The organism is Citrobacter werkmanii, assembly GCF_008693645.1.
Lineage (GTDB): Bacteria > Pseudomonadota > Gammaproteobacteria > Enterobacterales > Enterobacteriaceae > Citrobacter > Citrobacter werkmanii.
The window spans coordinates 3,653,486-3,678,293 of the sequence record NZ_CP044101.1 but is presented as its reverse complement, the minus strand read 5'-3'; the positions used below and the strand labels follow the sequence as shown (position 1 = coordinate 3,678,293).

Annotated in this window: 26 protein-coding genes and 1 pseudogene; 25 read left to right on the top strand and 2 right to left on the bottom strand. The window is 53.7% G+C overall.

The window, feature by feature from the left end; genetic code table 11:
• Positions 1-20: 20 nt before the first annotated feature.
• From eutS to eutR, 17 genes are all read left to right on the top strand, one after another.
• Positions 21-356 (top strand): ethanolamine utilization microcompartment protein EutS, encoded by a 336-nt coding sequence (eutS, locus tag FOB24_RS18360; protein ID WP_003037995.1) that lies wholly within the window; start codon positions 21-23, stop codon positions 354-356.
• 12 nt (positions 357-368) lie between these two features.
• Complete coding sequence (eutP, locus tag FOB24_RS18355) at positions 369-848, top strand: ethanolamine utilization acetate kinase EutP (RefSeq protein ID WP_003037998.1); 480 nt, start codon at positions 369-371, stop codon at positions 846-848.
• Entirely contained in the window at positions 826-1,530 is a 705-nt protein-coding gene (gene eutQ, locus FOB24_RS18350) for an ethanolamine utilization acetate kinase EutQ (RefSeq protein ID WP_038642538.1), read from the top strand. The genes eutP and eutQ overlap by 23 nt, the downstream gene beginning before the upstream one ends.
• 9 nt (positions 1,531-1,539) lie before the next feature.
• Entirely contained in the window at positions 1,540-2,343 is an 804-nt protein-coding gene (gene eutT, locus FOB24_RS18345; protein WP_087856433.1) for an ethanolamine utilization cob(I)yrinic acid a,c-diamide adenosyltransferase EutT, read from the top strand.
• Positions 2,340-3,356 carry a phosphate acetyltransferase gene (gene pta, locus FOB24_RS18340; RefSeq protein WP_038642535.1) on the top strand — a complete coding sequence of 339 codons (1,017 nt, stop codon included), beginning with the start codon at positions 2,340-2,342 and terminating at the stop codon, positions 3,354-3,356. Before eutT ends, pta begins: the two co-directional genes overlap by 4 nt.
• Positions 3,357-3,396: 40 nt before the next feature.
• Positions 3,397-3,690: an ethanolamine utilization microcompartment protein EutM gene (gene eutM / locus FOB24_RS18335; protein WP_003835054.1), complete on the top strand. Its 294-nt coding sequence runs from the start codon at positions 3,397-3,399 to the stop codon at positions 3,688-3,690.
• Positions 3,691-3,804: 114 nt separating this feature from the next.
• Entirely contained in the window at positions 3,805-4,092 is a 288-nt protein-coding gene (gene eutN / locus FOB24_RS18330; protein ID WP_003038011.1) for an ethanolamine utilization microcompartment protein EutN, read from the top strand.
• Between the two features lie 11 nt (positions 4,093-4,103).
• The gene (locus FOB24_RS18325) at positions 4,104-5,507 is read left to right on the top strand and encodes an aldehyde dehydrogenase family protein (protein ID WP_038642532.1); all 1,404 of its coding nucleotides are present in this window, start codon (positions 4,104-4,106) and stop codon (positions 5,505-5,507) included.
• A 12-nt stretch (positions 5,508-5,519) separates the two neighbouring features.
• Positions 5,520-6,359 carry an ethanolamine utilization protein EutJ gene (gene eutJ, locus FOB24_RS18320; protein WP_038642530.1) on the top strand — a complete coding sequence of 280 codons (840 nt, stop codon included), beginning with the start codon at positions 5,520-5,522 and terminating at the stop codon, positions 6,357-6,359.
• Positions 6,349-7,536: an ethanolamine utilization ethanol dehydrogenase EutG gene (gene eutG, locus FOB24_RS18315; RefSeq protein WP_150345289.1), complete on the top strand. Its 1,188-nt coding sequence runs from the start codon at positions 6,349-6,351 to the stop codon at positions 7,534-7,536. Before eutJ ends, eutG begins: the two co-directional genes overlap by 11 nt.
• 119 nt (positions 7,537-7,655) lie before the next feature.
• Positions 7,656-8,888, top strand: coding sequence for an ethanolamine utilization protein EutH (eutH, locus tag FOB24_RS18310; RefSeq protein WP_038642526.1), 1,233 nt, complete (start codon positions 7,656-7,658; stop codon positions 8,886-8,888).
• A complete protein-coding gene (gene eutA, locus FOB24_RS18305; RefSeq protein ID WP_038642524.1) occupies positions 8,885-10,288 on the top strand; it encodes an ethanolamine ammonia-lyase reactivating factor EutA in 1,404 nt (467 codons plus the stop codon). Before eutH ends, eutA begins: the two co-directional genes overlap by 4 nt.
• 11 nt (positions 10,289-10,299) lie before the next feature.
• On the top strand, positions 10,300-11,661 hold the full coding sequence (gene eutB, locus FOB24_RS18300; RefSeq protein WP_003038029.1) for an ethanolamine ammonia-lyase subunit alpha: 1,362 nt from the start codon (positions 10,300-10,302) through the stop codon (positions 11,659-11,661).
• 20 nt (positions 11,662-11,681) lie between these two features.
• Positions 11,682-12,578: an ethanolamine ammonia-lyase subunit EutC gene (gene eutC / locus FOB24_RS18295; protein ID WP_085049242.1), complete on the top strand. Its 897-nt coding sequence runs from the start codon at positions 11,682-11,684 to the stop codon at positions 12,576-12,578.
• Positions 12,579-12,587: 9 nt separating this feature from the next.
• Entirely contained in the window at positions 12,588-13,247 is a 660-nt protein-coding gene (gene eutL, locus FOB24_RS18290) for an ethanolamine utilization microcompartment protein EutL (protein ID WP_003838537.1), read from the top strand.
• 11 nt (positions 13,248-13,258) lie between these two features.
• Complete coding sequence (gene eutK, locus FOB24_RS18285; RefSeq protein ID WP_150345288.1) at positions 13,259-13,789, top strand: ethanolamine utilization microcompartment protein EutK; 531 nt, start codon at positions 13,259-13,261, stop codon at positions 13,787-13,789.
• 48 nt (positions 13,790-13,837) lie between these two features.
• On the top strand, positions 13,838-14,890 hold the full coding sequence (gene eutR / locus FOB24_RS18280; RefSeq protein WP_038642516.1) for an HTH-type transcriptional regulator EutR: 1,053 nt from the start codon (positions 13,838-13,840) through the stop codon (positions 14,888-14,890).
• A gap of 84 nt (positions 14,891-14,974) precedes the next feature.
• Here the strand turns inward: eutR and hemF are convergent, their stop codons facing one another.
• Together hemF and amiA are read right to left on the bottom strand one after the other, a co-directional pair.
• A complete protein-coding gene (hemF, locus tag FOB24_RS18275; protein WP_150345287.1) occupies positions 14,975-15,874 on the bottom strand; it encodes an oxygen-dependent coproporphyrinogen oxidase in 900 nt (299 codons plus the stop codon).
• A gap of 2 nt (positions 15,875-15,876) precedes the next feature.
• Positions 15,877-16,746 carry an N-acetylmuramoyl-L-alanine amidase AmiA gene (amiA, locus tag FOB24_RS18270; protein ID WP_085049240.1) on the bottom strand — a complete coding sequence of 290 codons (870 nt, stop codon included), beginning with the start codon at positions 16,744-16,746 and terminating at the stop codon, positions 15,877-15,879.
• Positions 16,747-16,957: 211 nt separating this feature from the next.
• On the opposite strand from amiA, the gene FOB24_RS18265 reads away from it, so the two are divergent.
• From FOB24_RS18265 to FOB24_RS18230, 8 genes and pseudogenes are all read left to right on the top strand, one after another.
• Positions 16,958-17,383 (top strand): GNAT family acetyltransferase, encoded by a 426-nt coding sequence (locus tag FOB24_RS18265; RefSeq protein WP_006683546.1) that lies wholly within the window; start codon positions 16,958-16,960, stop codon positions 17,381-17,383.
• Positions 17,370-17,819: a DUF2919 domain-containing protein gene (locus FOB24_RS18260; RefSeq protein WP_038642510.1), complete on the top strand. Its 450-nt coding sequence runs from the start codon at positions 17,370-17,372 to the stop codon at positions 17,817-17,819. Before FOB24_RS18265 ends, FOB24_RS18260 begins: the two co-directional genes overlap by 14 nt.
• 59 nt (positions 17,820-17,878) lie before the next feature.
• Positions 17,879-18,454 (top strand): RpoE-regulated lipoprotein, encoded by a 576-nt coding sequence (locus FOB24_RS18255; RefSeq protein ID WP_038642508.1) that lies wholly within the window; start codon positions 17,879-17,881, stop codon positions 18,452-18,454.
• Between the two features lie 93 nt (positions 18,455-18,547).
• Positions 18,548-19,447 carry a porphyrinogen peroxidase gene (gene yfeX / locus FOB24_RS18250; protein WP_042306924.1) on the top strand — a complete coding sequence of 300 codons (900 nt, stop codon included), beginning with the start codon at positions 18,548-18,550 and terminating at the stop codon, positions 19,445-19,447.
• Between the two features lie 422 nt (positions 19,448-19,869).
• Positions 19,870-20,007: pseudogene (locus tag FOB24_RS24475) on the top strand (hypothetical protein); the annotation flags it as partial.
• A 738-nt stretch (positions 20,008-20,745) separates the two neighbouring features.
• Positions 20,746-22,197, top strand: coding sequence for a MotA/TolQ/ExbB proton channel family protein (locus FOB24_RS18240; RefSeq protein ID WP_150345285.1), 1,452 nt, complete (start codon positions 20,746-20,748; stop codon positions 22,195-22,197).
• Positions 22,190-23,530: a TolC family protein gene (locus tag FOB24_RS18235; protein WP_159121834.1), complete on the top strand. Its 1,341-nt coding sequence runs from the start codon at positions 22,190-22,192 to the stop codon at positions 23,528-23,530. Before FOB24_RS18240 ends, FOB24_RS18235 begins: the two co-directional genes overlap by 8 nt.
• Before the next feature lie 23 nt (positions 23,531-23,553).
• Entirely contained in the window at positions 23,554-24,795 is a 1,242-nt protein-coding gene (locus FOB24_RS18230) for an HlyD family type I secretion periplasmic adaptor subunit (protein ID WP_159121833.1), read from the top strand.
• Positions 24,796-24,808: the final 13 nt, after the last annotated feature.

Below are 24,808 nucleotides of genomic sequence, written 5' to 3'. Positions count from 1 at the left end.
TTCAGCGGAGGCGGTGAGCAATGGAAAAAGAACGCATCATTCAGGAATTTGTGCCGGGGAAACAGGTCACGCTGGCGCATCTCATTGCGCACCCTGGCGAAGAACTGGCGAAAAAGATCGGCGTTCCCGAGGCGGGCGCCATCGGCATTATGACGCTGACGCCAGGCGAAACCGCGATGATTGCCGGTGACTTAGCCATGAAGGCGGCGGATGTACATATCGGCTTTCTCGATAGATTCAGCGGGGCACTGGTGATTTATGGCTCGGTAGGCGCGGTAGAAGAAGCGCTATTACAGACGGTGAGCGGTCTGGGTCGGTTATTAAATTTCACGTTGTGCAACCTGACAAAAAGTTAATCAGAGGCGGCGATGAAACGTATTGCGTTTGTCGGTACGGTGGGCGCGGGGAAAACAACGCTCTTTAATGCGCTACAGGGGAATTATTCCCTCGCCAGAAAAACACAGGCCGTTGAGTTTAATGAAAATGGCGATATCGATACGCCGGGAGAATATTTTAGCCATCCGCGCTGGTACCACGCCTTAATTACCACGCTGCAGGATGTCGATACGTTGATTTATATACACGCGGCAAATGATAAAGAAAGTCGCTTACCTGCCGGGCTGTTGGATATCGGCGCCAGTAAACGACAAATCGCCGTTATCAGCAAAACGGACATGCCGGATGCCGACGTCGCCGCAACGCGACAACTACTTCGCGGGATGGGGTTTCAGGAGCCGATTTTCGAGCTCAATAGCCATGACCCGCGCAGCGTGCAGCACCTGGTGGATTATCTGACTGAGCTCAGCCAAAAGGAGGAAAGGGCAGGTGAAAAAACTCATCACAGCTAACGATATTCGTGCGGCCCACGCACGCGGCGAACAGGAAATGTCGGTTGTTCTGCGCGCCAGCATCATCACCCCAGAGGCACGCGAAGTGGCGGAGCTGCTGGGCGTCACTATCCGTGAATGCGACGAATCCGCGCCAACTGCCGCCGCTGCAGCACCGGCTGCGGGGGATGATGGCAAAACGGAGAGCCAGCGCATTCGTGAAACCATCATTGCGCAATTGCCCGAAGGGCAATTTACCGAAAGCCTGGTCGCGCAGCTGATGGACAAAGTCATGAAGGAGAAACAGTCGCTGGAGCAGGGCGGAATGCAGCCGAGCTTTAAATCGGTCACCGGCAAAGGCGGTGTCAAAGTCATCGACGGTAGCAGCGTGAAGTTTGGGCGTTTTGACGGCGCGCAACCGCACTGCGTTGGCTTAACCGACCTGGTGACCGACCAGGACGGTAGCAGCATGGCCGCCGGGTTCATGCAGTGGGATAACGCCTTTTTCCCATGGACGCTGAACTACGACGAAATCGACATGATTCTGGAAGGCGAGCTGCACGTTCGTCACGAAGGCGAAACCATGATTGCTAAAGCCGGGGACGTCATGTTTATCCCGAAAGGCTCCAGCATTGAATTTGGTACGCCATCGACGGTGAAGTTTCTGTATGTGGCCTGGCCTGCGAACTGGCAGTCCTGCTAAGGCGGATGTATGAAGGATTTCATTACCGAAGCATGGCTCAGAGCGAATCATACGCTCAGCGAAGGGGCTGAAATTCATCTCCCCGCTGACGCTCGCCTGACGCCGTCTGCCCGGGAATTACTGGAAAGCCGACATCTGCGCATTAAGTTTATCGACGAGCAGGGCAGCCTGTTTATTGATGACGAAGAACAGCAGCCGCAGCCGGTGCATGGTTTAACCAGCAGCGCTACCCATCCCCAGGCCAGCTGCGAACTGTGTCATCAACCGGTGGCGAAGAAACCAGACACGCTGACGCATCTGACGGCTGACAAGATGGTGGCCAAAAGCGATCCGCGTCTGGGATTTCGCGCCGCGCTGGACAGCACTATCGCTCTGGCCGTGTGGTTGCAGATCGAGCTGGCGGAACCGTGGCAGCCATGGCTGGCGGATATTCGCTCACGTCTGGGCAATATTATGCGCGCCGATGCTATGGACGAGCCGCTGGCCGCACAAGCTATCGTCGGTTTGAGCGACGAAGATTTACACCGGCTTTCACATCATCCGCTGCGCTATCTGGATCACGATCATCTGGTGCCTGAGGCCAGCCACGGACGTGATTGCGCGTTGCTGAATCTGCTGCGCACCAAAGTCCGTGAAACGGAGACGGTGGCTGCGCAGGTCTTCATCACCCGCAGTTTTGACGTTATGCGACCGGACATCATGCAGGCGCTTAACCGCCTTTCCAGTACAGTCTACGTGATGATGATTTTGAGCGTGGCGAAGCATCCGCTGACGGTTAGCCAAATTCAACAGCGACTGGGGGAGAAGCCATGATCATTGAACGTGCTCGTCAACTCGCCCAACGCTCACCTGCCCGGGTGGTGTTCCCGGATGCGCTGGATGTCCGGGTGCTGAAAGCGGCGAATTATCTGCATCAGCACGGTCTGGCGCGCCCCATTCTCGTCGCCAGTCCATTTGCCTTGCGCCAGTTTGCTCTCAGCCATCGGGTGGCGATGGATGGTATCCAGGTTATCGATCCGCAAAGCAATCTGGCAATGCGCGAAGAGTTTGCGCTGCGCTGGCTGGCCCGCGCGGGAGATAAAACGCCAGCCGATGCGCTGGAAAAACTCAATGACCCATTAATGTTCGCCGCCGCAATGGTTAGCGCGGGGAAAGCGGATGTCTGTATTGCCGGCAATCTTTCGTCGACGGCAAACGTGCTGCGCGCCGGGTTACGCATTATTGGGCTACAGCCTGGCTGTAAAACGCTGTCGTCAATTTTCCTGATGCTGCCGCAGTATCTCGGACCGTCATTAGGCTTTGCCGATTGCAGCGTCGTACCCCAGCCCACCGCCGCACAGCTGGCGGATATTGCGATTGCCAGCGCGCAGACCTGGCAGGCAATTACGGGGGAAGAACCGCGCGTGGCCATGCTGTCGTTTTCAAGTAATGGCAGTGCCCGTCACCCCAACGTCGCTAACGTGCAGCAGGCCACGGAGATCGTTCGTGAACGTGCGCCGCAGCTTATGGTGGATGGCGAACTGCAATTTGATGCCGCCTTTGTTCCGGATGTCGCCGCGCAAAAAGCGCCTGCAAGTCCGTTAAAGGGCAATGCCAATGTGATGGTCTTCCCGTCGCTTGAAGCAGGCAATATTGGTTACAAAATCGCCCAGCGTTTGGGAGGGTATCGTGCAGTCGGGCCACTGATCCAGGGGCTTGCCGCACCGCTTCATGACCTCTCTCGCGGCTGTAGCGTACAGGAAATTATCGAACTGGCGTTGGTGGCAGCAGTGCCGCGCCAGACTGACGTGAGTCGTGAAAACGCCTCGCACACACTGGTTGTATAAGGTCCCGTTCTGGACCCCTTTGACTTAAGAGGAAAGCATAATGGAAGCATTAGGAATGATTGAAACCCGGGGCCTGGTTGCACTGATTGAGGCTTCTGACGCAATGGTTAAAGCGGCACGCGTGAAACTGGTTGGCGTGAAGCAGATCGGTGGCGGTCTGGTCACTGCCATGGTCCGTGGCGACGTAGCGGCATGCAAAGCCGCAACGGACGCAGGTGCTGCGGCTGCACAGCGTATTGGCGAGCTGGTTTCCGTACATGTGATCCCGCGTCCGCATGGCGATCTGGAAGAAGTATTCCCGATCAGCTTTAAAGGCGACAGCAACGACATGTAAGTCGTCCATGTGACGCCACAGACTGCATTGCTGGCGTCACCCTCTCTCCTTTTCACATTACCTTCTGCGGAGGGTAGGGGGAGGTTTTACCTGAAATATGCCACGGAGGCGCGTATGAAACTGGCAATCGTCACAGGACAAATTGTTTGTACCGTACGCCATCAGGGGCTCGCGCACGACAAGTTGCTGATGGTGGAAATGATTGATGCCCAGGGTAATCCCGACGGGCAATGTGCTGTTGCTATCGACAGCATCGGGGCGGGAACCGGAGAGTGGGTGCTGCTGGTCAGCGGAAGCTCAGCCCGTCAGGCGCACCGTAACGAATCATCACCTGTCGATCTGTGCGTGATTGGCATTGTCGATGAAGTGGTGGCAGGTGGTCAGGTGATCTTCCATAAATAAGGCAGAAAATCATGAATCAACAGGATATTGAACAGGTCGTGAAAGCGGTACTGCTGAAAATGAAAGACAGCAGCCAACCCGTCAGTGCCGTTCAAGAAATGGGCGTTTTTGCCTCCCTGGATGACGCAGTGGCGGCAGCAAAACTGGCCCAGCAAGGGCTGAAAAGCGTCGCCATGCGCCAACTGGCTATCGCGGCGCTACGTGAGGCGGGCGAAAAGCACGCCAGAGAATTAGCGGAGCTTGCCGTCACAGAAACCGGCATGGGACGCGTAGAAGATAAATTTGCCAAAAACGTGGCGCAGGCGCGCGGCACGCCGGGAGTGGAATGTCTGTCTCCACAGGTCCTGACCGGCGATAACGGCCTGACGCTGATTGAAAACGCACCGTGGGGCGTGGTGGCTTCGGTGACACCGTCCACCAACCCGGCCGCAACCGTTATTAACAACGCCATTAGCCTGATCGCCGCTGGCAACAGCGTGGTCTTCGCGCCGCATCCGGCGGCCAAAAAAGTTTCTCAGCGCGCGATCACCCTGCTTAACCAGGCGGTGGTCGCTGCAGGCGGTCCGGCAAACCTGCTGGTCACCGTTGCTAACCCGGACATCGAAACCGCCCAGCGGTTGTTCAAGTACCCAGGTATCGGCCTGCTGGTCGTCACCGGTGGCGAAGCCGTAGTAGATGCCGCGCGTAAACACACCAACAAACGTCTGATTGCCGCCGGTGCGGGTAACCCGCCGGTGGTGGTCGATGAAACGGCCGACCTGGCCCGCGCGGCGCAGTCGATTGTCAAAGGCGCGTCGTTTGACAACAACATCATCTGCGCCGACGAAAAAGTGCTGATTGTGGTCGACAGCGTCGCCGATGAGCTGATGCGTCTGATGGAAAGCCAGCATGCGGTGAAACTGACCGCGGCCCAGGCTGAACAGCTGCAACCAGTGCTGCTGAAAAATATCGATGAGCGCGGTAAAGGCACGGTCAGTCGTGACTGGGTAGGGCGCGACGCAGGAAAAATCGCTGCGGCGATTGGTCTGAACGTACCGGAGCAAACCCGGCTGTTATTCGTCGAAACCTCCGCGACGCATCCGTTTGCCGTCACCGAACTGATGATGCCGGTTCTGCCGGTCGTGCGGGTCGCTAACGTCGATGACGCCATTGAACTGGCGGTCAGGCTTGAAGGCGGCTGCCACCATACGGCGGCAATGCACTCACGCAACATCGACAACATGAACCGCATGGCGAACGCCATTGATACCAGCATTTTCGTTAAGAACGGGCCGTGTATTGCCGGTCTGGGACTTGGCGGCGAAGGCTGGACCACGATGACCATTACCACGCCAACCGGGGAAGGGGTGACCAGCGCGCGTACGTTTGTGCGTCTGCGTCGCTGTGTGTTGGTGGACGCCTTCAGAATTGTATAAGGAGTAAAAGAGATGGCGCACGACGAACAACGTTGGCTGACACCCAGACTGCAAAAAGCAGCCACGCTATGCAACCAGACGCCTGCTGAGAGCGAATCACCGCTATGGCTGGGCGTTGATTTGGGGACGTGTGATGTGGTGTCGATGGTCGTCGACGGTGACGGGCAGCCGGTAGCGGTTTGCCTCGACTGGGCCGATGTCGTGCGCGATGGCATCGTCTGGGATTTCTTCGGCGCAGTGACCATTGTTCGTCGCCATCTCGATACGCTTGAGCAACAACTGGGTTGTCGATTTACCCATGCGGCAACCTCATTTCCACCGGGAACGGACCCACGTATCTCCATCAACGTGCTGGAGTCAGCCGGACTTGAAGTGAGTCATGTGCTCGACGAGCCGACCGCCGTGGCGGATCTGTTGCAGCTCGATAACGCTGGCGTGGTGGATATCGGTGGCGGCACCACCGGGATAGCCATTGTTAAGCAGGGCAAAGTGACGTATTCCGCCGATGAAGCGACCGGCGGGCACCACATTTCTCTGACGCTGGCCGGGAACCGCCGTATCCAACTGGAAGAAGCCGAACAGTACAAACGCAGCAACGGTCAGGAGATCTGGCCGGTGGTGAAGCCAGTCTACGAAAAAATGGCGGAAATCGTGGCTCACCATATTGCCGGGCAGGGTGTCACCGATTTATGGCTGGCCGGCGGTTCCTGCATGCAGCCGGGCGTGGATGAGCTGTTCCGTAAGCGCTTCCCGGAACTGCAGGTGCATTTACCTCAGCACAGCCTGTTTATGACCCCGCTGGCGATTGCCAACAGCGGAAAAGAAAAAGCGGAAGGAATCTATGCAAGCTGAATTGCAGACCGCGCTCTTTCAGGCATTCGATACCCTGAATCTGCAACGCGTAAAAACGTTTAGCGTTCCACCGGTCACCCTTTGTGGGCTGGGAGCGCTCAGTACCTGCGGACAGGAAGCACAAACGCGCGGACTGACGCACATGTTTGTCATGGTCGACAGCTTCCTGCATCAGGCGGGAATGACCGCCGCACTGGAACGCAGCCTGGCGATGAAAGGTGTGGCGATGACGCTGTGGCCGTGCCCGGTGGGCGAACCGTGCATTACGGATGTCTGCGCCGCGGTCGCGCAACTGCGTGAATCGAAGTGCGACGGCGTGGTGGCCTTTGGCGGAGGTTCCGTACTGGATGCCGCTAAGGCAGTGGCGTTGCTGGTGACTAATCCCACGCAGACCCTGGCTGACATGACCGAGCACAGCGCGTTACGACCGCGTTTGCCGCTGATTGCCGTACCGACTACCGCCGGAACGGGGTCGGAAACCACTAATGTCACGGTGATTATCGACGCCGCGAGCGGACTTAAAAAAGTACTGGCGCATGCGTCTCTGATGCCGGACGTGGCGATTCTTGATGCAGCGCTAACGGAAGGTGTACCCGCGCACGTTACGGCGATGACGGGTATCGATGCGCTGACGCATGCCGTTGAAGCGTACAGCGCCCTGAACGCGACGCCGTTTACCGACAGCCTGGCGATTGGTGCGATTGCGATGATCGGTAAATCGCTGCCGAAGGCCGTCGGCTATGGGCAGGATCTGGCGGCGCGGGAGAGCATGTTGCTGGCCTCCTGTATGGCCGGGATGGCGTTTTCCAGCGCGGGGCTGGGCCTGTGTCATGCGATGGCGCACCAGCCGGGCGCAGCGCTGCACATCCCGCACGGACAGGCTAACGCCATGTTGCTGCCCACGGTAATGGGGTTCAACCGCATGGTGTGTCGCGAGCGTTTCAGCCATATCGGACGGGCGTTAACCAACAAGAAGGCGGACGATCGCGATGCCATCAACGCCGTCAGCGAGCTGATTAGCGAAGTGGGCCAGACCAAACGGCTCTCTGACGTTGGGGCAAAGCCCGAGCATTACAGCGCATGGGCTGACGCCGCGCTGGAGGATATTTGTATTCGCAGTAACCCTCGCACCGCCACGCAGGCGCAGATTATCGACCTGTACGCGGTTGCCGGGTAATGCCTGTAGGCCGGATAAGGTGCTCGCACCGCCATCCGGCAATAACACGGCGTTAATGCCGGAAGCGACGGAAACGTCTTATCCGGCCTACAAATCACAAATGACAGGGAGTAGGGGCTATGGGAATTAACGAAATCATCATGTACATCATGATGTTCTTTATGCTGATTGCCGCCGTGGACAGGATCCTGTCGCAGTTCGGCGGTTCAGCGCGCTTCCTCGGTAAATTCGGTAAGAGTATTGAGGGATCGGGCGGTCAGTTTGAAGAAGGTTTTATGGCGATGGGCGCGTTGGGCTTGGCGATGGTCGGTATGACCGCACTGGCGCCGGTACTGGCGCATTTGCTCGGACCGGTGATTATTCCGCTGTACGAAATGCTGGGCGCGAACCCGTCGATGTTTGCCGGAACGCTGCTGGCGTGCGACATGGGCGGCTTCTTCCTGGCGAAAGAACTGGCGGGCGGCGACGTTGCGGCGTGGCTGTACTCTGGCCTGATCCTTGGGGCGATGATGGGGCCGACTCTGGTGTTCTCTATTCCGGTTGCGCTGGGGATTATTGAACCGTCTGACCGTCGTTATCTGGCGCTGGGCGTGCTGGCCGGTATCGTCACCATTCCGATTGGCTGTATCGCGGGGGGATTGGTCGCGATGTACTCCGGCGTCGAAATCAACGGGCAGCCGGTGGAGTTTACCTTCGCGCTGATCCTGATGAACATGATCCCGGTGATCATCGTTGCTGTGCTGGTGGCGCTGGGGCTGAAATTTATCCCGGAAAAAATGATCAACGGTTTCCAGATCTTCGCGAAATTTCTGGTGGCGCTGATCACCCTCGGTCTGGCGGCGGCAGTCATCAAATTCCTGCTTGGTTGGGAGCTGATCCCGGGTCTGGACCCTATCTTCATGGCGCCGGGCGACAAGCCGGGTGAAGTAATGCGCGCCATCGAAGTTATCGGTTCTATCTCCTGCGTGCTGCTGGGTGCGTACCCGATGGTGCTGCTGCTGACCCGCTGGTTTGAAAAGCCGCTGATGAGCGTCGGTAACCTGTTAAAAGTTAATAATATTGCGGCTGCTGGCATGGTGGCGACGCTGGCCAACAACATCCCAATGTTCGGCATGATGAAGAATATGGATACCCGCGGGAAAGTGATCAACTGCGCCTTTGCGGTCTCCGCGGCCTTCGCCCTGGGTGACCACTTAGGTTTCGCCGCCGCCAACATGAACGCCATGATCTTCCCGATGATTGTCGGCAAGCTGATTGGCGGCGTAACGGCGATTGGCGTGGCTATGCTGTTGGTACCGAAAGATGAAAACGTGCCAGCAGAAGTGGAAACCAACCCGGAGGCGCAATCGTGAACACTCGCCAGCTACTGAGCGTCGGTATTGATATCGGCACCACCACGACTCAGGTGATCTTCTCGCGCCTTGAGCTGGTTAACCGTGCGGCTGTGTCGCAGGTGCCGCGCTATGAATTCATCAAACGCGAAATTAGCTGGCAAAGCCCGGTGTTCTTTACCCCTGTTGATAAGCAGGGCGGGTTGAAAGAGGCCGAACTTAAGGCACTGATCCTTGCCCAGTATCAGGCGGCGGGCATCGCACCTGAGACCGTTGATTCCGGCGCGATCATCATTACCGGAGAAAGCGCCAAAACCCGCAACGCCCGCCCGGCGGTAATGACGCTCTCCCAGTCGCTGGGGGACTTCGTGGTTGCCAGCGCCGGTCCGCATCTGGAGTCGGTGATCGCCGGTCACGGCGCGGGGGCGCAAACGCTGTCTGAGCAGAAGTTGTGCCGTGTACTGAATATCGACATCGGTGGCGGGACGTCGAACTATGCGCTGTTCGACGCCGGAAAAGTCAGTGGTTCGGCCTGTCTGAACGTCGGCGGGCGACTGCTGGAAACCGACGGTCAGGGGCACGTGGTGCACGCGCATCAGCCGGGACAGATGATTGTTGATGACGTATTTGGTCCTGGCTTTGACGCCCGAACCCTCAATGCGGCGCAACTGGTTGCGGTGGCGCGACGCATGGCGGCGCTGATTGTGGAGGTGATTGACGGCACGCTTTCACCGCTGGCGCAGGCGCTGATGCAAACCGGTCTGCTGCCTGCGGGCGTGAAGCCGGAAGTGATTACGTTGTCCGGCGGGGTAGGCGAGTGCTACCGCAACCAACCTGCCGATCCGTTCTGTTTTTCCGATATTGGACCGCTGCTCGCCACGGCGCTGCATGAACATCCGCGCCTGCGTGAGATGAACGTGCAGTTCCCGGCGCAAACCGTGCGCGCCACGGTGATTGGCGCCGGGGCGCATACGCTGTCGCTTTCGGGCAGCACCATCTGGCTGGAAGGCGTGGCGCTTCCGCTGCGCAATCTGCCGGTGGCGATTCCGGTTGATGAGGCTGATTTGGTGGCCGCCTGGCAACAGGCGTTAATGCAGCTCGATCTGGATCCGCAAACGGACGCCTACGTGCTGGCGTTGCCCGGTTCTCTGCCGGTGCGCTACGCCGCGCTGTTAACGGTAATTGATGCGCTGCTGGCTTTTGTCGCGCGTTATCCAAATCCGCATCCCCTGCTGGTGGTAGCCGAGCAGGATTTTGGTAAAGCCCTGGGCATGCTGTTACGCCCACAGTTACAGCAACACCCGCTGGCGGTCATCGATGAGGTGGTTGTCCGGGCGGGGGACTATATCGACATTGGTACGCCTCTTTTTGGCGGATCGGTTGTGCCGGTGACGGTGAAATCACTCGCATTTCCTTCCTGAGGGAACGACTTATGAAACTAAAGACCACATTGTTCGGCAATGTTTATCAGTTTAAGGATGTTAAAGAGGTGCTGGCTAAAGCCAACGAACTGCGTTCGGGGGATGTGCTGGCAGGGGTAGCTGCAACCAGTTCACAGGAACGCGTGGCGGCCAAGCAGGTATTGTCGGAAATGACGGTAGCGGATATCCGCAATAACCCGGTGATTTCCTATGAAGAGGACTGCGTGACGCGTCTGATTCAGGATGACGTCAATGAAACGGCCTATAACCGCATCAAAAACTGGAGTATCAGCGAGCTGCGCGAGTACGTGCTGAGCGATGAAACCTCCGTTGATGACATCGCGTTTACGCGCAAAGGGTTAACGTCGGAGGTGGTCGCTGCGGTAGCAAAAATCTGCTCCAACGCGGACCTGATCTACGGCGGCAAGAAAATGCCGGTGATCAAAAAGGCTAACACCACCATCGGTCTGCCGGGCACCTTTAGCTGCCGTTTGCAGCCGAACGACACCCGTGACGACGTGCAGAGTATTGCGGCGCAAATCTATGAAGGGCTGTCTTTCGGGGCGGGCGATGCGGTGATCGGCGTAAACCCGGTAACGGATGACGTGGAAAACTTAAGCCGCGTGCTCGATACCGTGTACGGCGTTATCGATAAATTCAATATTCCGACCCAGGGCTGCGTACTGGCGCACGTTACCACCCAGATTGAAGCGATTCGTCGCGGCGCGCCGGGTGGATTGATCTTCCAGAGTATCTGCGGCAGCGAGAAAGGCTTAAAAGAGTTCGGTGTTGAGCTGGCAATGCTCGACGAAGCGCGCGCAGTTGGCGCTGAATTCAACCGTATCGCCGGGGAAAATTGCCTTTACTTCGAAACCGGACAAGGGTCGGCGCTCTCCGCTGGCGCAAACTTCGGCGCCGATCAGGTAACAATGGAAGCGCGTAACTACGGGCTGGCGCGCCACTACGATCCGTTCCTGGTGAACACCGTCGTGGGCTTTATCGGGCCGGAGTATCTCTACAACGACCGTCAGATCATTCGCGCCGGTCTGGAAGATCACTTTATGGGCAAGCTGAGCGGCATCTCAATGGGCTGCGACTGCTGCTACACCAACCATGCTGATGCTGACCAGAACCTTAACGAAAACCTGATGATTCTGCTCGCCACCGCTGGCTGCAACTACATCATGGGCATGCCGCTCGGCGACGACATCATGCTCAACTATCAGACCACCGCATTCCACGATACCGCGACCGTCCGCCAGTTGCTGAACCTGCGCCCGTCGCCGGAATTTGAACGCTGGCTGGAAACCATGGGCATTATGGCAAACGGTCGCCTGACCAAACGGGCGGGCGATCCGTCACTGTTCTTTTGATGATGCGGGGATGAAACACGATGGATCAAAAACAGATTGAAGAAATTGTACGCAGCGTAATGGCGTCAATGGGGGAGTCGCAGCCGCAGGCTCAAGAATCGTCAGCACCAGCAAAATGCAGCACCACGCAGTGCGCCGCGCCGACTGGTGAAAGTTGTGCGATGGACTTAGGTTCAGCCGAAGCCAAAGCGTGGATAGGCGTTGAGAATCCGCACCGCGCAGAGGTGTTGACTGAACTGCGGCGCAGTACCGCGGCGCGTGTATGTACCGGTCGCGCCGGCCCTCGTCCGCGCACCCAGGCGTTACTGCGCTTCCTGGCCGACCACTCGCGTTCAAAAGATACGGTATTAAAAGAAGTGCCGGAAGAGTGGGTAAAAGCGCAGGGACTGCTGGAAGTACGCTCGGAAATTAGCGACAAAAACCTGTATCTGACGCGCCCGGATCTTGGCCGTCGTCTGAGCGCGGAAGCCATTGATGCGCTGAAATCGCAGTGTGTGATGAACCCGGATGTGCAGGTGATTATCTCTGATGGCCTGTCTACTGACGCCATCACCGCTAACTACGAAGAGATTCTGCCGCCATTGTTGTCGGGCTTAAAACAGGCCGGACTGAAGGTCGGGACCCCGTTCTTCGTTCGCTATGGTCGCGTGAAAATCGAAGATCAGATTGGCGAGCTGCTGGGCGCGAAAGCGGTGATCCTGCTGGTGGGTGAACGTCCGGGCCTCGGTCAGTCGGAAAGTCTCTCCTGCTACGCCGTCTATTCGCCGCGCGTTGCGACGACCGTAGAAGCTGACCGTACCTGTATCTCGAACATTCACCAGGGCGGTACGCCACCGGTTGAAGCAGCGGCGGTAATTGTGGATTTGGCCAAGCGCATGCTGGAGCAAAAAGCCTCCGGCATCAATATGACCCGTTAAGGAGGCATCATGCCAGCATTAGATTTGATTAGACCTTCAGTCACCGCAATGCGCGTGATTGCCTCGGTAAATGACGGTTTTGCCCGTGAGCTTAAGTTACCGCCACATATCCGTAGCCTCGGACTCATCACAGCAGACTCTGATGACGTGGCGTATATTGCCGCAGACGAAGCGACAAAACAGGCGATGGTGGAAGTGGTTTATGGCCGCTCGCTGTATGCCGGGGCGGCGCATAGTCCCTCTCCAACCTCGGGCGAAGTACTGATTATGCTCGGTGGACCCAACCCGGCTGAAGTTCGCGCGGGTCTGGACGCGATGGTGGCCAACATTGAAAGCGGCGCAGCGTTCCAGTGGGCGAATGACGCAGAAGATACCGCTTTCCTGGCGCACGTGGTTTCGCGTACCGGTTCGTATCTTTCCGCGACGGCGGGATGCCGACTTGGCGATCCGATGGCGTATCTGGTGGCGCCGCCGCTGGAAGCAACATTTGGTATTGATGCGGCGCTGAAATCTGCCGATGTACAACTGGTGACCTACGTGCCGCCGCCGTCAGAAACCAACTATTCAGCAGCGTTTTTGACCGGTAGCCAGGCCGCTTGTAAAGCCGCATGTAACGCCTTTGCCGATGCCGTTCTGGATATTGCCCGTAATCCAATCCAGCGCGCGTAAGAGAGGTTGTGATGATCAATGCACTGGGATTACTGGAAGTGGATGGCATGGTGGCTGCCGTAGACGCGGCGGATGCCATGCTGAAAGCCGCGAACGTACGCCTGCTGAGCCACGAAGTGCTCGATCCTGGCAGGTTGACGCTGGTGGTGGAAGGCGATCTGGCGGCGTGCCGCGCAGCGCTTGATGCCGGCAGCGCCGCCGCAGCGCGTACAGGCCGTGTTATCAGCCGTAAAGAGATAGGCCGACCGGACGATGACACCCAGTGGCTGATCGGCGGTTTTAAGCGCCAGCCGAAGAAACCAGAACAGAAGCCAGATGTAAAAACAGACGTAAAAGCAGAGAAGACGCAGGACGCCCCGTTGACATCTGAATCCTCTGTACAACTTCTGACGCTGTTGGCATCGGTCCGTCAAGGAATGACGGCAGGGGAAGTGGCTGCCCACTTTGGCTGGTCACTTGATGAAGCCAGAAAGGCGCTGGAACAGCTCTTTTCTGACGGAGCGTTGCGTAAACGTAGTAGTCGCTACCGCTTAAAAAATTAACCTGTCGGAGGGCCGGGGGCTTCCCTGAAGCTTCCGGCTTAAAAGATCATGAAAAAGAACCGTACTGCAAACTTGCACCATCTTTATCATGAAGCACTACCCGAAGACGTTAAACTTACGCCGAAAGTAGAGGTGGACAACGTTCACCAGCGGCGAACAACGGATGTATATGAACACGCGCTGACGATTACCGCCTGGCAGCAGATTTACGACCAGCTGCATCCGGGAAAATTTCATGGCGAGTTCACGGAAATCCTGCTCGACGATATTCAGGTTTTCCGTGAATACACCGGACTCGCGCTGCGCCAGTCATGCCTTGTCTGGCCGAACTCGTTCTGGTTTGGTATTCCGGCCACGCGCGGCGAACAGGGATTTATTGGCGCCCAATGTCTGGGCAGTGCTGAAATTGCCACCCGTCCAGGCGGGACGGAGTTTGAACTGAGTACGCCGGATGATTACACCATTCTGGGGGTTGTCATTTCGGAAGAGGCGATTGCCCGTCAGGCCAACTTCCTGCATAACCCGGAAAGGGTGCTGCATATGCTGCGCAACCAGTCGGCGCTGGAAGTCAAAGAACAGCACAAAGCCGCGCTATGGGGCTTTGTGCAGCAGGCGCTGGCGACGTTTAGCGAGAATCCGGAAAACCTGCGTCAACCTGCGGTACGCAAAGTGTTGGGCGATAACCTGCTGCTGGCGATGGGGACTATGCTGGAAGAAGCGCAGCCGATTATAACCGCTGAGAGCATCAGCCATCAGAGCTATCGTCGTCTGCTGTCGCGTGCGCGCGAATATGTGCTGGAAAACATGTCTGAGCCGCTAACCGTGCTCGATTTGTGTAACCAACTGCACGTTAGTCGCCGGACGTTGCAAAACGCCTTTCACGCGATTCTGGGTATTGGTCCGAATGCCTGGTTAAAACGTATTCGCCTGAACGCCGTGCGTCGCGAGCTGATAAGCCCGTGGTCGCAGAGTACGACGGTGAAAGATGCCGCCATGCAGTGGGGATTCTGGCATTTAGGGCAGTTTGCTACCGACTACCAGCAGTTGTTTGCGGAAAAACCATCGTTGACGCTGCATCAGCGTATGCGGCAGTGGGCGTGATAAGATTATGGTGCCGGATGCGACGCTTTGCGTCTTATCCGGCCTAAGGGCTGTAGACCGGATAAGCGTCGCGCCATCAGGCAATCACACCCAGTCGCGGACCTGAATAAACTTGCTAAGGGCAGCTTCCGGGCTGTTCGCTTCCGGCTGCCAGTCATACTCCCAGCGCACCAGCGGCGGCATTGACATCAGAATTGATTCCGTGCGCCCACCGGTTTGCAGACCGAACAATGTGCCGCGATCCCACACCAGGTTAAATTCGACATAGCGCCCGCGACGATAAAGCTGGAAATCACGCTCGCGCTCGCCCCAGTTCATCGCTTTACGTCGCTCAACAATGGGCAGATACGCCTCGGTGTAACCTTGCCCCACCGCCTGCATAAAGGCGAAGCAGTGGTCGAAACCCGGCGTATTCAAATCATCGAAAAACAACCCGCCAATGCCGCGCTGCTCGTTGCGGTGTTTAAGGAAGAAGTAGTCATCGCACCACTTTTTGTAACGGGGATAAACGTCATCACCGAACGGCTGACACAGATCCCGCGCCGTACGGTGCCAGTGTACCGCATCCTCTTCAAAGCCGTAGTAGGGCGTTAAGTCAAAGCCGCCGCCAAACCACCAGACTGGGTCGGCACCCGGTTTTTCCGCGATAAAAAACCGCACGTTGGCATGACTGGTCGGAATGTAGGGATTGAGTGGATGTACCACCAGCGAGACGCCCATGGCTTCAAAGCTGCGTCCGGCAAGCTCTGGTCGATGGGCGGTGGCCGAGGCCGGCATCGCGTCGCCGTGGACGTGAGAGAAATTGACGCCCGCTTGCTCGAAAATACCGCCGTTACGCAGCACCCGACTGCGCCCGCCGCCGCCCGCTTCACGCTGCCAGCTATCTTCACTGAACTCGGCGCCGTCTACGGCGGATAATCGCTGGCAAATATCGTCCTGCAGGCTAAGCAGGAACTGTTTTACGCGCTGTGCATCGGGCTTCATGATTAACGTTTCTTCGAGTGTGCTTTCTGGTTATCAAACCAGTGGAAATAACTGATGATGCCATTGGCGATAGCGGTAGCAATTTTTTGACGAAATGCCGCCGTACCCAGCAGACGTTCTTCTTCCGGATTAGTAATGAACGAGGTTTCGACCAGTACCGAAGGAATTGAGGGTGATTTTAGCACCACGAAGGCGGCCTGTTCCGTGCTGCGACTGTGCAGACGGTGTACTGGTTTGATCTTCTTAAGAATATGCGAGCCTAACGTCAGGCTGTTTTTAATGGTATCGGTTTGCACCAGATCGAACAGCACCTGCTGCAACAAGTGATCTTTATCGGTGGTTTTTTTCCCGGCGACTTCATCGGCGCGGTTTTCGCGATCGGACAGATACTTCGCCATAGCGCTACTGGCGCCGCGATTTGACAGCGCGAAGACCGATGCGCCCGCGGCGCTCGGGTTGGTAAAACCGTCGGCGTGAATCGACATAAACAGATCGGCCCCGTGTTTGTGGGCGATCTCGACGCGATCGTAAAGCGGAATAAATGTATCGCCAGAGCGGGTCAGGCGCGCATCAATCCCCTGATTGCGAAGAATAGAGCGCACGTTTTTGGCAATCGCCAGTACCACGTGCTTTTCTTTCGAACCGTTGCGTCCAATTGCGCCGGTATCTATCCCTCCGTGACCCGGATCAAGGACAACCACGCGTTTAGCGCCTGATTTTTTCGCTTTCGGTTTGCTGTGTCCATTATTGGTTTTTAGCGCTTCTTCTTTAGCGATGGCTTGCGACATGCCTGACAGCGTCAGGGCGGCCAGCCCGGCTTTCAGCACCTGGCGGCGCGATGTGAGTGTTTTTAGTGGTTTAAAAGTGCTCATACGGCCTGAGTTGTAAAAAAAGGTTCCAGACGTTATATCGTATCGCGTAGTCCGTTGCGACGGATCGGGATAAGAATTGTTTTACTTTTCATTTCAATACGTGACAATTCCGTATTATGCCATTTTTTCCGCCGCTTCGCGTCAGATATTGGCTAAATCAGCCGTTCGCGCCATAATCGCTTTTTAACGTCCTGAAAAGGTAACCAATACCATGGAAATACGCGTTTTTCGCCAGGAAGATTTCGAAGAGGTGATCACCCTCTGGGAGCGCTGTGATTTGCTGCGTCCATGGAATGACCCGGAAATGGACATTGAGCGTAAAGTAAATCATGACGTCAGCTTGTTCCTGGTCGCTGAAGTGAACGGCGAGGTAGTCGGTACGGTGATGGGCGGTTACGACGGCCATCGCGGCTCGGCCTATTACCTGGGCGTGCATCCTGAGTTTCGCGGTCGCGGCATCGCCAATGCGCTGCTTAACCGACTGGAGAAAAAACTCATCGCCCGCGGGTGTCCGAAGATTCAAATCATGGTGCGTGAGGATAATGATCTGGTGTTGGGGATGTATGAACGCCTGGGCTATGAACATGCGGATGTACTCAATCTCGGTAAGCGCTTGATCGAAGATGAAGAGTACTGAATTTCACCCCGCCGACTATGACGGTCACGGACGTCTGCGCCTGCCTTTTCTGTTCTGGTGCGTACTGCTGCTGCAGGCACGCACCTGGGTACTGTTTGTGATTGCCGGCTCTTCCCGGGAGCAGGGCAATACGCTACTGAATCTGTTTTATCCCGACCATAACGCGTTCTGGCTGGGGTTGCTTCCCGGCGTTCCCGCGGTGGTGGCTTTTTTACTCAGCGGGCGGCGTTTTGCGTTTCCTGTTTTGTGGCGCTGGCTGCGCGGATTGCTGATTCTCGCGCAACTGGTGCTGCTTTGCTGGCAACCGGCGATGTGGCTGGCAGGCGATCCTGTCAACGGCATCGGACTGGCGCTGCTGGTTGCGGATATCGTCGCGCTGGTCTGGCTGTTAACCAATCAACGTCTGCGCGCCTGTTTTTCCCTTGAGAAAGAATAACGGCACTTTTTGGCGAAACCGGACTCCAAGCAACGTTGATAAATAAGGAAGGAAGTGAAATGAAATCACTGCGTTTGACTTTATGCGCGATGCCGCTGCTATTGACCGGGTGTTCCACGCTGTCGTCGGTGAACTGGTCTGCCGCCAATCCGTGGAACTGGTTCGGTTCTTCAACGCAGGTCACTGAGCAGGGCGTCGGCGCGTTAACTGGCGCTACGCCGCTGGATGAAAAAGCTATTGCTGATGCCCTGGACGGTGATTACCGCCTGCGCAGCGGGATGAAGACCGATGACGGTAATGTGGTGCGCTTCTATGAAGCGATGAAAGATGACAAGCTGGCAATGGTCATCAATGGCAGTCAGGGAACTATCAGCCGTATTGATGTCCTGGACAGCGATATTTCATCAGACGCGGGTGTCGAAATCGGTACACCGTTTAGCGACCTTTACACCAAAGCCTTTGGTAATTGCCAGAAAGCAACCGGCGATGACAGCGCGAACATTGAATGTAAAGCTGAAGGCAGTCAGCATATTAGCTATATTTTTTCCGGCGAATGGAGCGGGCCTGAGGGCTTAATGCCGTCGGACGACACGCTGAAAACGTGGAAAGTCAGCAAAATCATCTGGCGGCGTTAATTTGCGTCTGAACAAATCGACTTGCTAAAAAAACAGGTAGAATAGCGCCAATCAATGCCACGAGGTCGTGGCATCTTTTTTTCAGGAGGAACAATGTCTCAGGTTCAGAGTGGCATTTTGCCAGAACATTGCCGTGCGGCGATTTGGATTGAAGCCAATGTTAAAGGCGACGTTGAGGCCCTGCGTGCGGCCAGCAAAATCTTTGCCGATAAACTGGCGACCTTTGAAGCGAAGTTCCCGGATGCGCATCTGGGCGCGGTTGTGGCTTTCGGCAACAACACCTGGCGTGCATTAAGCGGCGGCGTTGGGGCGGAAGAGTTAAAAGACTTTATCCCTTATGGTAAAGGCCTGGCGCCGGCTACCCAATATGATGTGCTGATCCATATACTCTCTCTGCGTCATGACGTGAATTTCTCCGTCGCGCAGGCGGCAATGGAAGCATTTGGTGACTGCATTGACGTTAAAGAAGAGATCCACGGTTTCCGTTGGGTTGAAGAACGCGATCTCAGCGGCTTTGTTGACGGTACGGAAAACCCGGCTGGTGAAGAAACGCGCCGTGAAGTCGCGGTGATCAAAGATGGCGTGGATGCTGGCGGCAGCTATGTGTTTGTGCAGCGTTGGGAACATAACCTGAAGCAGCTTAACCGCATGAGCATTCATGACCAGGAAATGATGATTGGTCGCACCAAAGAAGCTAACGAAGAGATCGACGGTGATGACCGTCCGGTTACCTCTCACCTGAGCCGTGTCGATCTGAAAGAAGACGGTAAAGGGCTGAAAATTGTGCGCCAGAGTCTGCCATACGGCACGGCCAGCGGCACGCACGGTCTCTATTTCTGCGCTTACTGCGCACGTCTGCATAATATTGAGCAGCAACTGCTAAGCATGTTCGGTGACACTGACGGTAAGCGCGACGCCATGCTGCGTTTCACCAAGCCGGTAACCGGCGGCTATTACTTTGCTCCGTCGCTGGACCGACTGATGGCACTGTAATGTCGCACTATTATTAGCAGCATTGCCCGCGGGCAATGCTGAACAGATTAAAACGGTGATACCACAACGGCTTCTGTAATAAGGAGCCGTTTTTTTTTACACCCCATAAACTGCGTTTTCTTACATAAATAATATTAATGATTCTTGGAATTGCTTTTACATGAACGGATTTTCTTTCATCTAAAAACAAGCGTGCGGCATGTTTTATATTATTTAGAATTCAAGCGGGTAAATTAAAGGCGTCGCTCGGGGATGACTGTTGTTTTTGTTGGCGATATTATTTTGATGAATGAAAATGAATTTATTTATATTGTTTGGTGTATTGGTTTTTTCTTAAAATATAATTTGCGAGTATTTTTTCTATTTTTTGATGAATATAATGTCCGCTGAGGAATGATTAATTTATTTTATATGGTGCTTTTATGGAAGAGAGTAACCCATGGCCAACATTCGTTGATGCATTTTCAACGGTTTTATGTATTTTTATATTTCTGATGTTAGTTTTCGTACTTAACAGTATGTTAATCATGTATGAAAGCTCTAAAAAACGTTATGAAGCCCCTTTACTGGCTGAACAAACTGTTCAGCCAGTAGCCTCCTCGGTAAGTGGTAGCGGATCCAGCAGTGGTGCTGTCAGCACAACACCCAATCAAACCCTTACGGGTGATCAAACACAGCCAGTTGAAGCAACTGCGGCAGACGATAATAAAAATCGTAGCCAGGATGCTGATGCCGATATGTTGGCCGCTGCTTCTGCTTCTGCTTCTGCTTCTGCTTCTGCTTCAACTGATGCTGGCGCTGCTACCGGTGCAGATTTCGCCACCGCCTCTGATTCTACTGCCGCTTCAGCAGCATCTCCTGCAGACGAGTCAGAGCAAGCGGGCCGTGAAGATAAAAAAAGTGACGTGATTAGACTGGCCGACAACCAAACTGCCACCTCGATTAAAGGGAAAACTTCCGGTCAATTCGATACCTCGAGAGCGAACCCATCCTGGGAGACTCAGGGCAATCAGTTCATTGTTCATTTCAAATCAATGGAGCAAGGCTATCCGCAAGAAATCATTGATGAGATGGCTAAATGGTTTGGCACAGATAAGCCGGTCAGCATTGTGGTTTATGCCTATGTCAGTCCCTCCATCGCTATTTCAGATGCGATGCGTCTGGCCTACGAGCGCGGTGTGATCCTGCTAAAGGTCGTCAAAAGCAAATATCCTAACACGGAAGTTTCTATCTCAGTCGTTAATGATGCAACAACGTTGACGAATAGTGCCGTCATTACCAAGAGTGAATGATAAATAATGAATAACTTAAAGCGGTATCATGCATTTATTATTGCATTAGTGTTCGCATTTCTGCCTGTTATTTTGCTGTGTATTCCTGGCTTACGCGCCTATGTTTTTGAAACATGGCATGTCGCGGCATTCTACAGTTCCATCATTATTATTATGTATCTGACCGGTACATTTATTGTTATTTTCTCATTTATTGAAATAAGTAAGTGTGTAAGCGTATTACGTAATAAGAACGCGCAGAAACACTCTTATTTACTTGGTGATGCCAACAAGATTGTTTTCTCAGCAAGTCATGGCCTTGATGATGATACTGTTGCCACGCTGTATGAAAGCATGGATAACAGCGTGAATCGTAAGCAGAATCAGAGTCTGGCAGGGGTTATGACCTGCGCAAACCTGTCTACCATGATTGGCCTGTTGGGAACCTTCGCGGGTTTATCTATGACGATTGCCTCGGTCATCTCGTTGCTGGAGAAATCGCAAATCACCGGCGGTAACGAGGCGGATACGTTAGGGATTATCGTCAGTGTGGTCTCCTCGCTTGCTGAACCACTGAAAGGAATGAATACCGCATTCGTTTCATCAATCTATGGGGTGGTGAGCGCTATTTTACTTAATGTGATGTGTTCTTTCCTGCGTGGGGAATTCACCCGTTTAGCCATCGATTTACGCAATGCGCGCCTTGATTTCGTCAGAGAATGTCATGAGCGCAGTAAAACCTCTGCGATCGGAAAAACGAAAACCCTGCGTCTGATAACCGATCTTGACGATGTTATCAAAGAGTTCAAAGCGGGCATGTTTGGCTTTCAGGAACGCCTGACTAACGCATTTGACGCCAGCAACAACATGCTGAATTCACTTCTTAGCTGCACTGTAGAGGGGGCCAGCAAAACGGAGAAATTTAATGATGCCCTTATTGCTGCGGTTCATCAACAGGTTGAACAGTTACAGCATATAGACCAGTGCATCACGTCGAATCATTCCGCTTTACTCGGGATTGAGAAAGAGATCGGCGCATCTACGCAAGCTCTGGTCAACCAGGGAACACACCTTGCAGCGCTAACCGAAAGTCAATCTTTGCTGCAGAGCAGTCAGCTACAACTGATGGCTACGGTTGAATCTCAGCGCGGTACGTTGGACGAATTACTGGCCTCGCAAGCGCAGACCCATCATGCCGTCCTGGAGGTCAATGATGGTATGGGACACCTTGATGCAAACGTGGGAGAACTACATACCGTTGCTGAGCGCCACTTTAGCGAGCAGGCTTCACTTCTGGATGGCATCTCCAACGCTGTGGAAACCGCCGAACGCGTCAACCTCGATCGCCACCATGAAACCGTCGCCACGCTGGATAGCCAGTCACAGACGTTTGAACCCCTGCTTGGACAAATTGCCGGAATGCACCGCAATCTGCAAAAAGAAATTAATGTCCTTAAGGAGAAAAAAAGCCATGAATAAATCCGTCATCGCTTTGCTTATCCTCGGGAGTTCGCTGCCGTTGGCCATCTGCGCTCATGCAGAAACGGGAGACCATACGTTGCCGCTGCGGACGTTAATTGTGGATGCGTTAAACACGCAACCTTCTGTGGCCATTGCCTCCTGGGAGACCGAAATGCGTCACCAGGAGACAAACATGAGCAAAGCTTCTCTCTATCCGACGTTGGACGTTTCGTCAGAAGCCATCCATAAAAAAACGGACGAACATGATAATGAGCAGAACGTAGAGAATAAATTAACCCTCGCTTACCGAATTGCGGATTTTGGCGTCAGAAGCAGCAATATTTCTAAGTCTGAGCAGCAGGAAGAGGCCAGTAAGTACGATTTCCAACAAGAGTTGCTTACAACCGCACAAAAAACGGCCGATGCCTATTTGTCAGTGGAAAAAACCCGGCAGATACTTGCGGTGATCGACGACGAGAAAATCTTTTACAAGCAGATGCTGAATGATTTTTCCGAACTCATCGCGGCAGGCGCAGCAATGCAATCGGATATTCGTAAAGTTCAGGTATCTATCGACTCTTTAAGCACTCAGGAGTTGAATTTCCGCGCGCAACTGGATACGCAGTTAATGATGCTGCGTAATCTTACGGGAGACAATGTCACCGCTGAAAACCTGGGTAAGCTGCCTGATTTTTTCAATAAATACCCTTTTAATGTTGATAAAGATGCCGTTTATAAAAAAATCATGCAGGATAATCCGACGTATCTTTCTTTGACGAAGGCAATATCTGCAGCAAATGCTGAATATTCGGCGGCAAAATCAGCTAATTATCCGGTTGTAGATTTCAACGCCCACTACACGGACAATAATCCTTCCAAAGATGCGCAGCAGGATGATTATGAGGATGAACTCCAGGTTGGCGTTAAAGTAGGCTTTAACATTTTTAATGGCTTTAAGAACCAATCTGAAGCTGCCAAATTTAGTGCAAAATATACCCAGGCAAAACTGGGGCTTGATGATTTTATTTTTAAAACTCGCAATAGTGTTGATGCTTCTGTCTCTAAATATATGACAGGAAAAGATTCATTAGCAATATCTAAACGCTCCTATGAAAATGCCGGGAAACTCATTGAACTGTATAAAGAAGAGTTCAAATTAGGTCAAAAATCGCTACTCGACTTTATTTCCAGCAGGAATGAACATTATCAAGCTAACCTGACAATGATTGAGTCACAATTCTCTATCTATCAGGCGAAGCTTGAACAGATGGCTCAACTCGCCGATCTGTTACATGAACTGTATCTGGAACCTGGCCAGATACAGCCTAAAAGCGGTTCTATGTCGCAATGAACAGGAAACAGTGTGACCATCTGATGATGGTCATCGTCGTGATGACCCTCGTCATACTCCTACTTTTTAGCCTGATAAAGATAAATTCGGTCGTACATGGCAGCGGTGTCATTATCACCAAGGATAATACTCAGGTCGTTTCTCTCTCTAAAGGTGGAACGATTGATGCGATTCATGTCGCGGAAGGGGATTTTGTTACCAAAGGTCAGGTCCTTGCCGAAACATCAAACTTTGACATTCAGAAAGAAAACGAACGTACCCAAGCTCAGCACCGCTATCTTGCCTTATATATCAAAGAAATGATGTCCATTTTGGCCTGGAGGCAGGATTATACTCTCTTTGATATTAGCAATATCACGAATCAGGACTTGATTGGTAATATACAATTGTTAATTAGCCAGACCAAAACGAAGGATAATAAAATCAACAGCCTCAATTCTGAAATTGAGCGTTTAGGTATTTCTAAAATCAGCAAGAACAGCGAGCTAATGCTTGTTCAGGAAGAGGTTAATCTTCTTTCTCCTTTGGTTAAAAAGGGGATCAGTTCTTATACCACTCTGTTGGCAAAAAAACAGGCAGCAGAGCGTCTCAAGTCTGAGCTTATCGATCTTGAAAGCCAGGTAGTAGCGAAATCAGAAGAGATAAAGGTGATCCATAGCGAAATTAATGATGATGTCTTTACTTTTCGTAATACCTTGTCGAAAAACCTGGTCGATGCTCAACATGAAGCTGCGCTTAATGACTCTGCCATGAGTGTATTACAAAAGCAGATGAAAGAATCTCGCGTCCGATCGCCCATTGATGGCGTGATTTATCAAATTAACAAAAATGCCTTCACCAAAGGCGGTGTGATACAGGCTGCTGACTCGCTGTTTGAGATTAAACCAATGTCAACCAAAATGCTCGCGGAAGTAAAAATTCAACCTAAAGATCGCGATCAAATTTATGTTGGTGGTTCGGTTAACGTGAAAATTCTCTCATTTATTCTCTCGGGTTCAAAACCTTATACCGGTGTAGTCGAGCAAATCAGCCCTGACTCCTACGAAGATACGGTTAATGGAAATACGGTGAGGTATTACAAAGCTATCGTAGAGTTCACTATCGGTACAAAAGAACGGGATGTTATCAAACCTGGAATGACGGTAGATGCTTTCATTATTACAGGTAACCACAGCATATTAAAATACCTTGCCTCGCCATTGCTGCGTGGCCTTCAACAAGTTTTCAGTGAGCCGGTCATCACTGACAGTAAATCAACTCATTAATTCAGGGTGATAA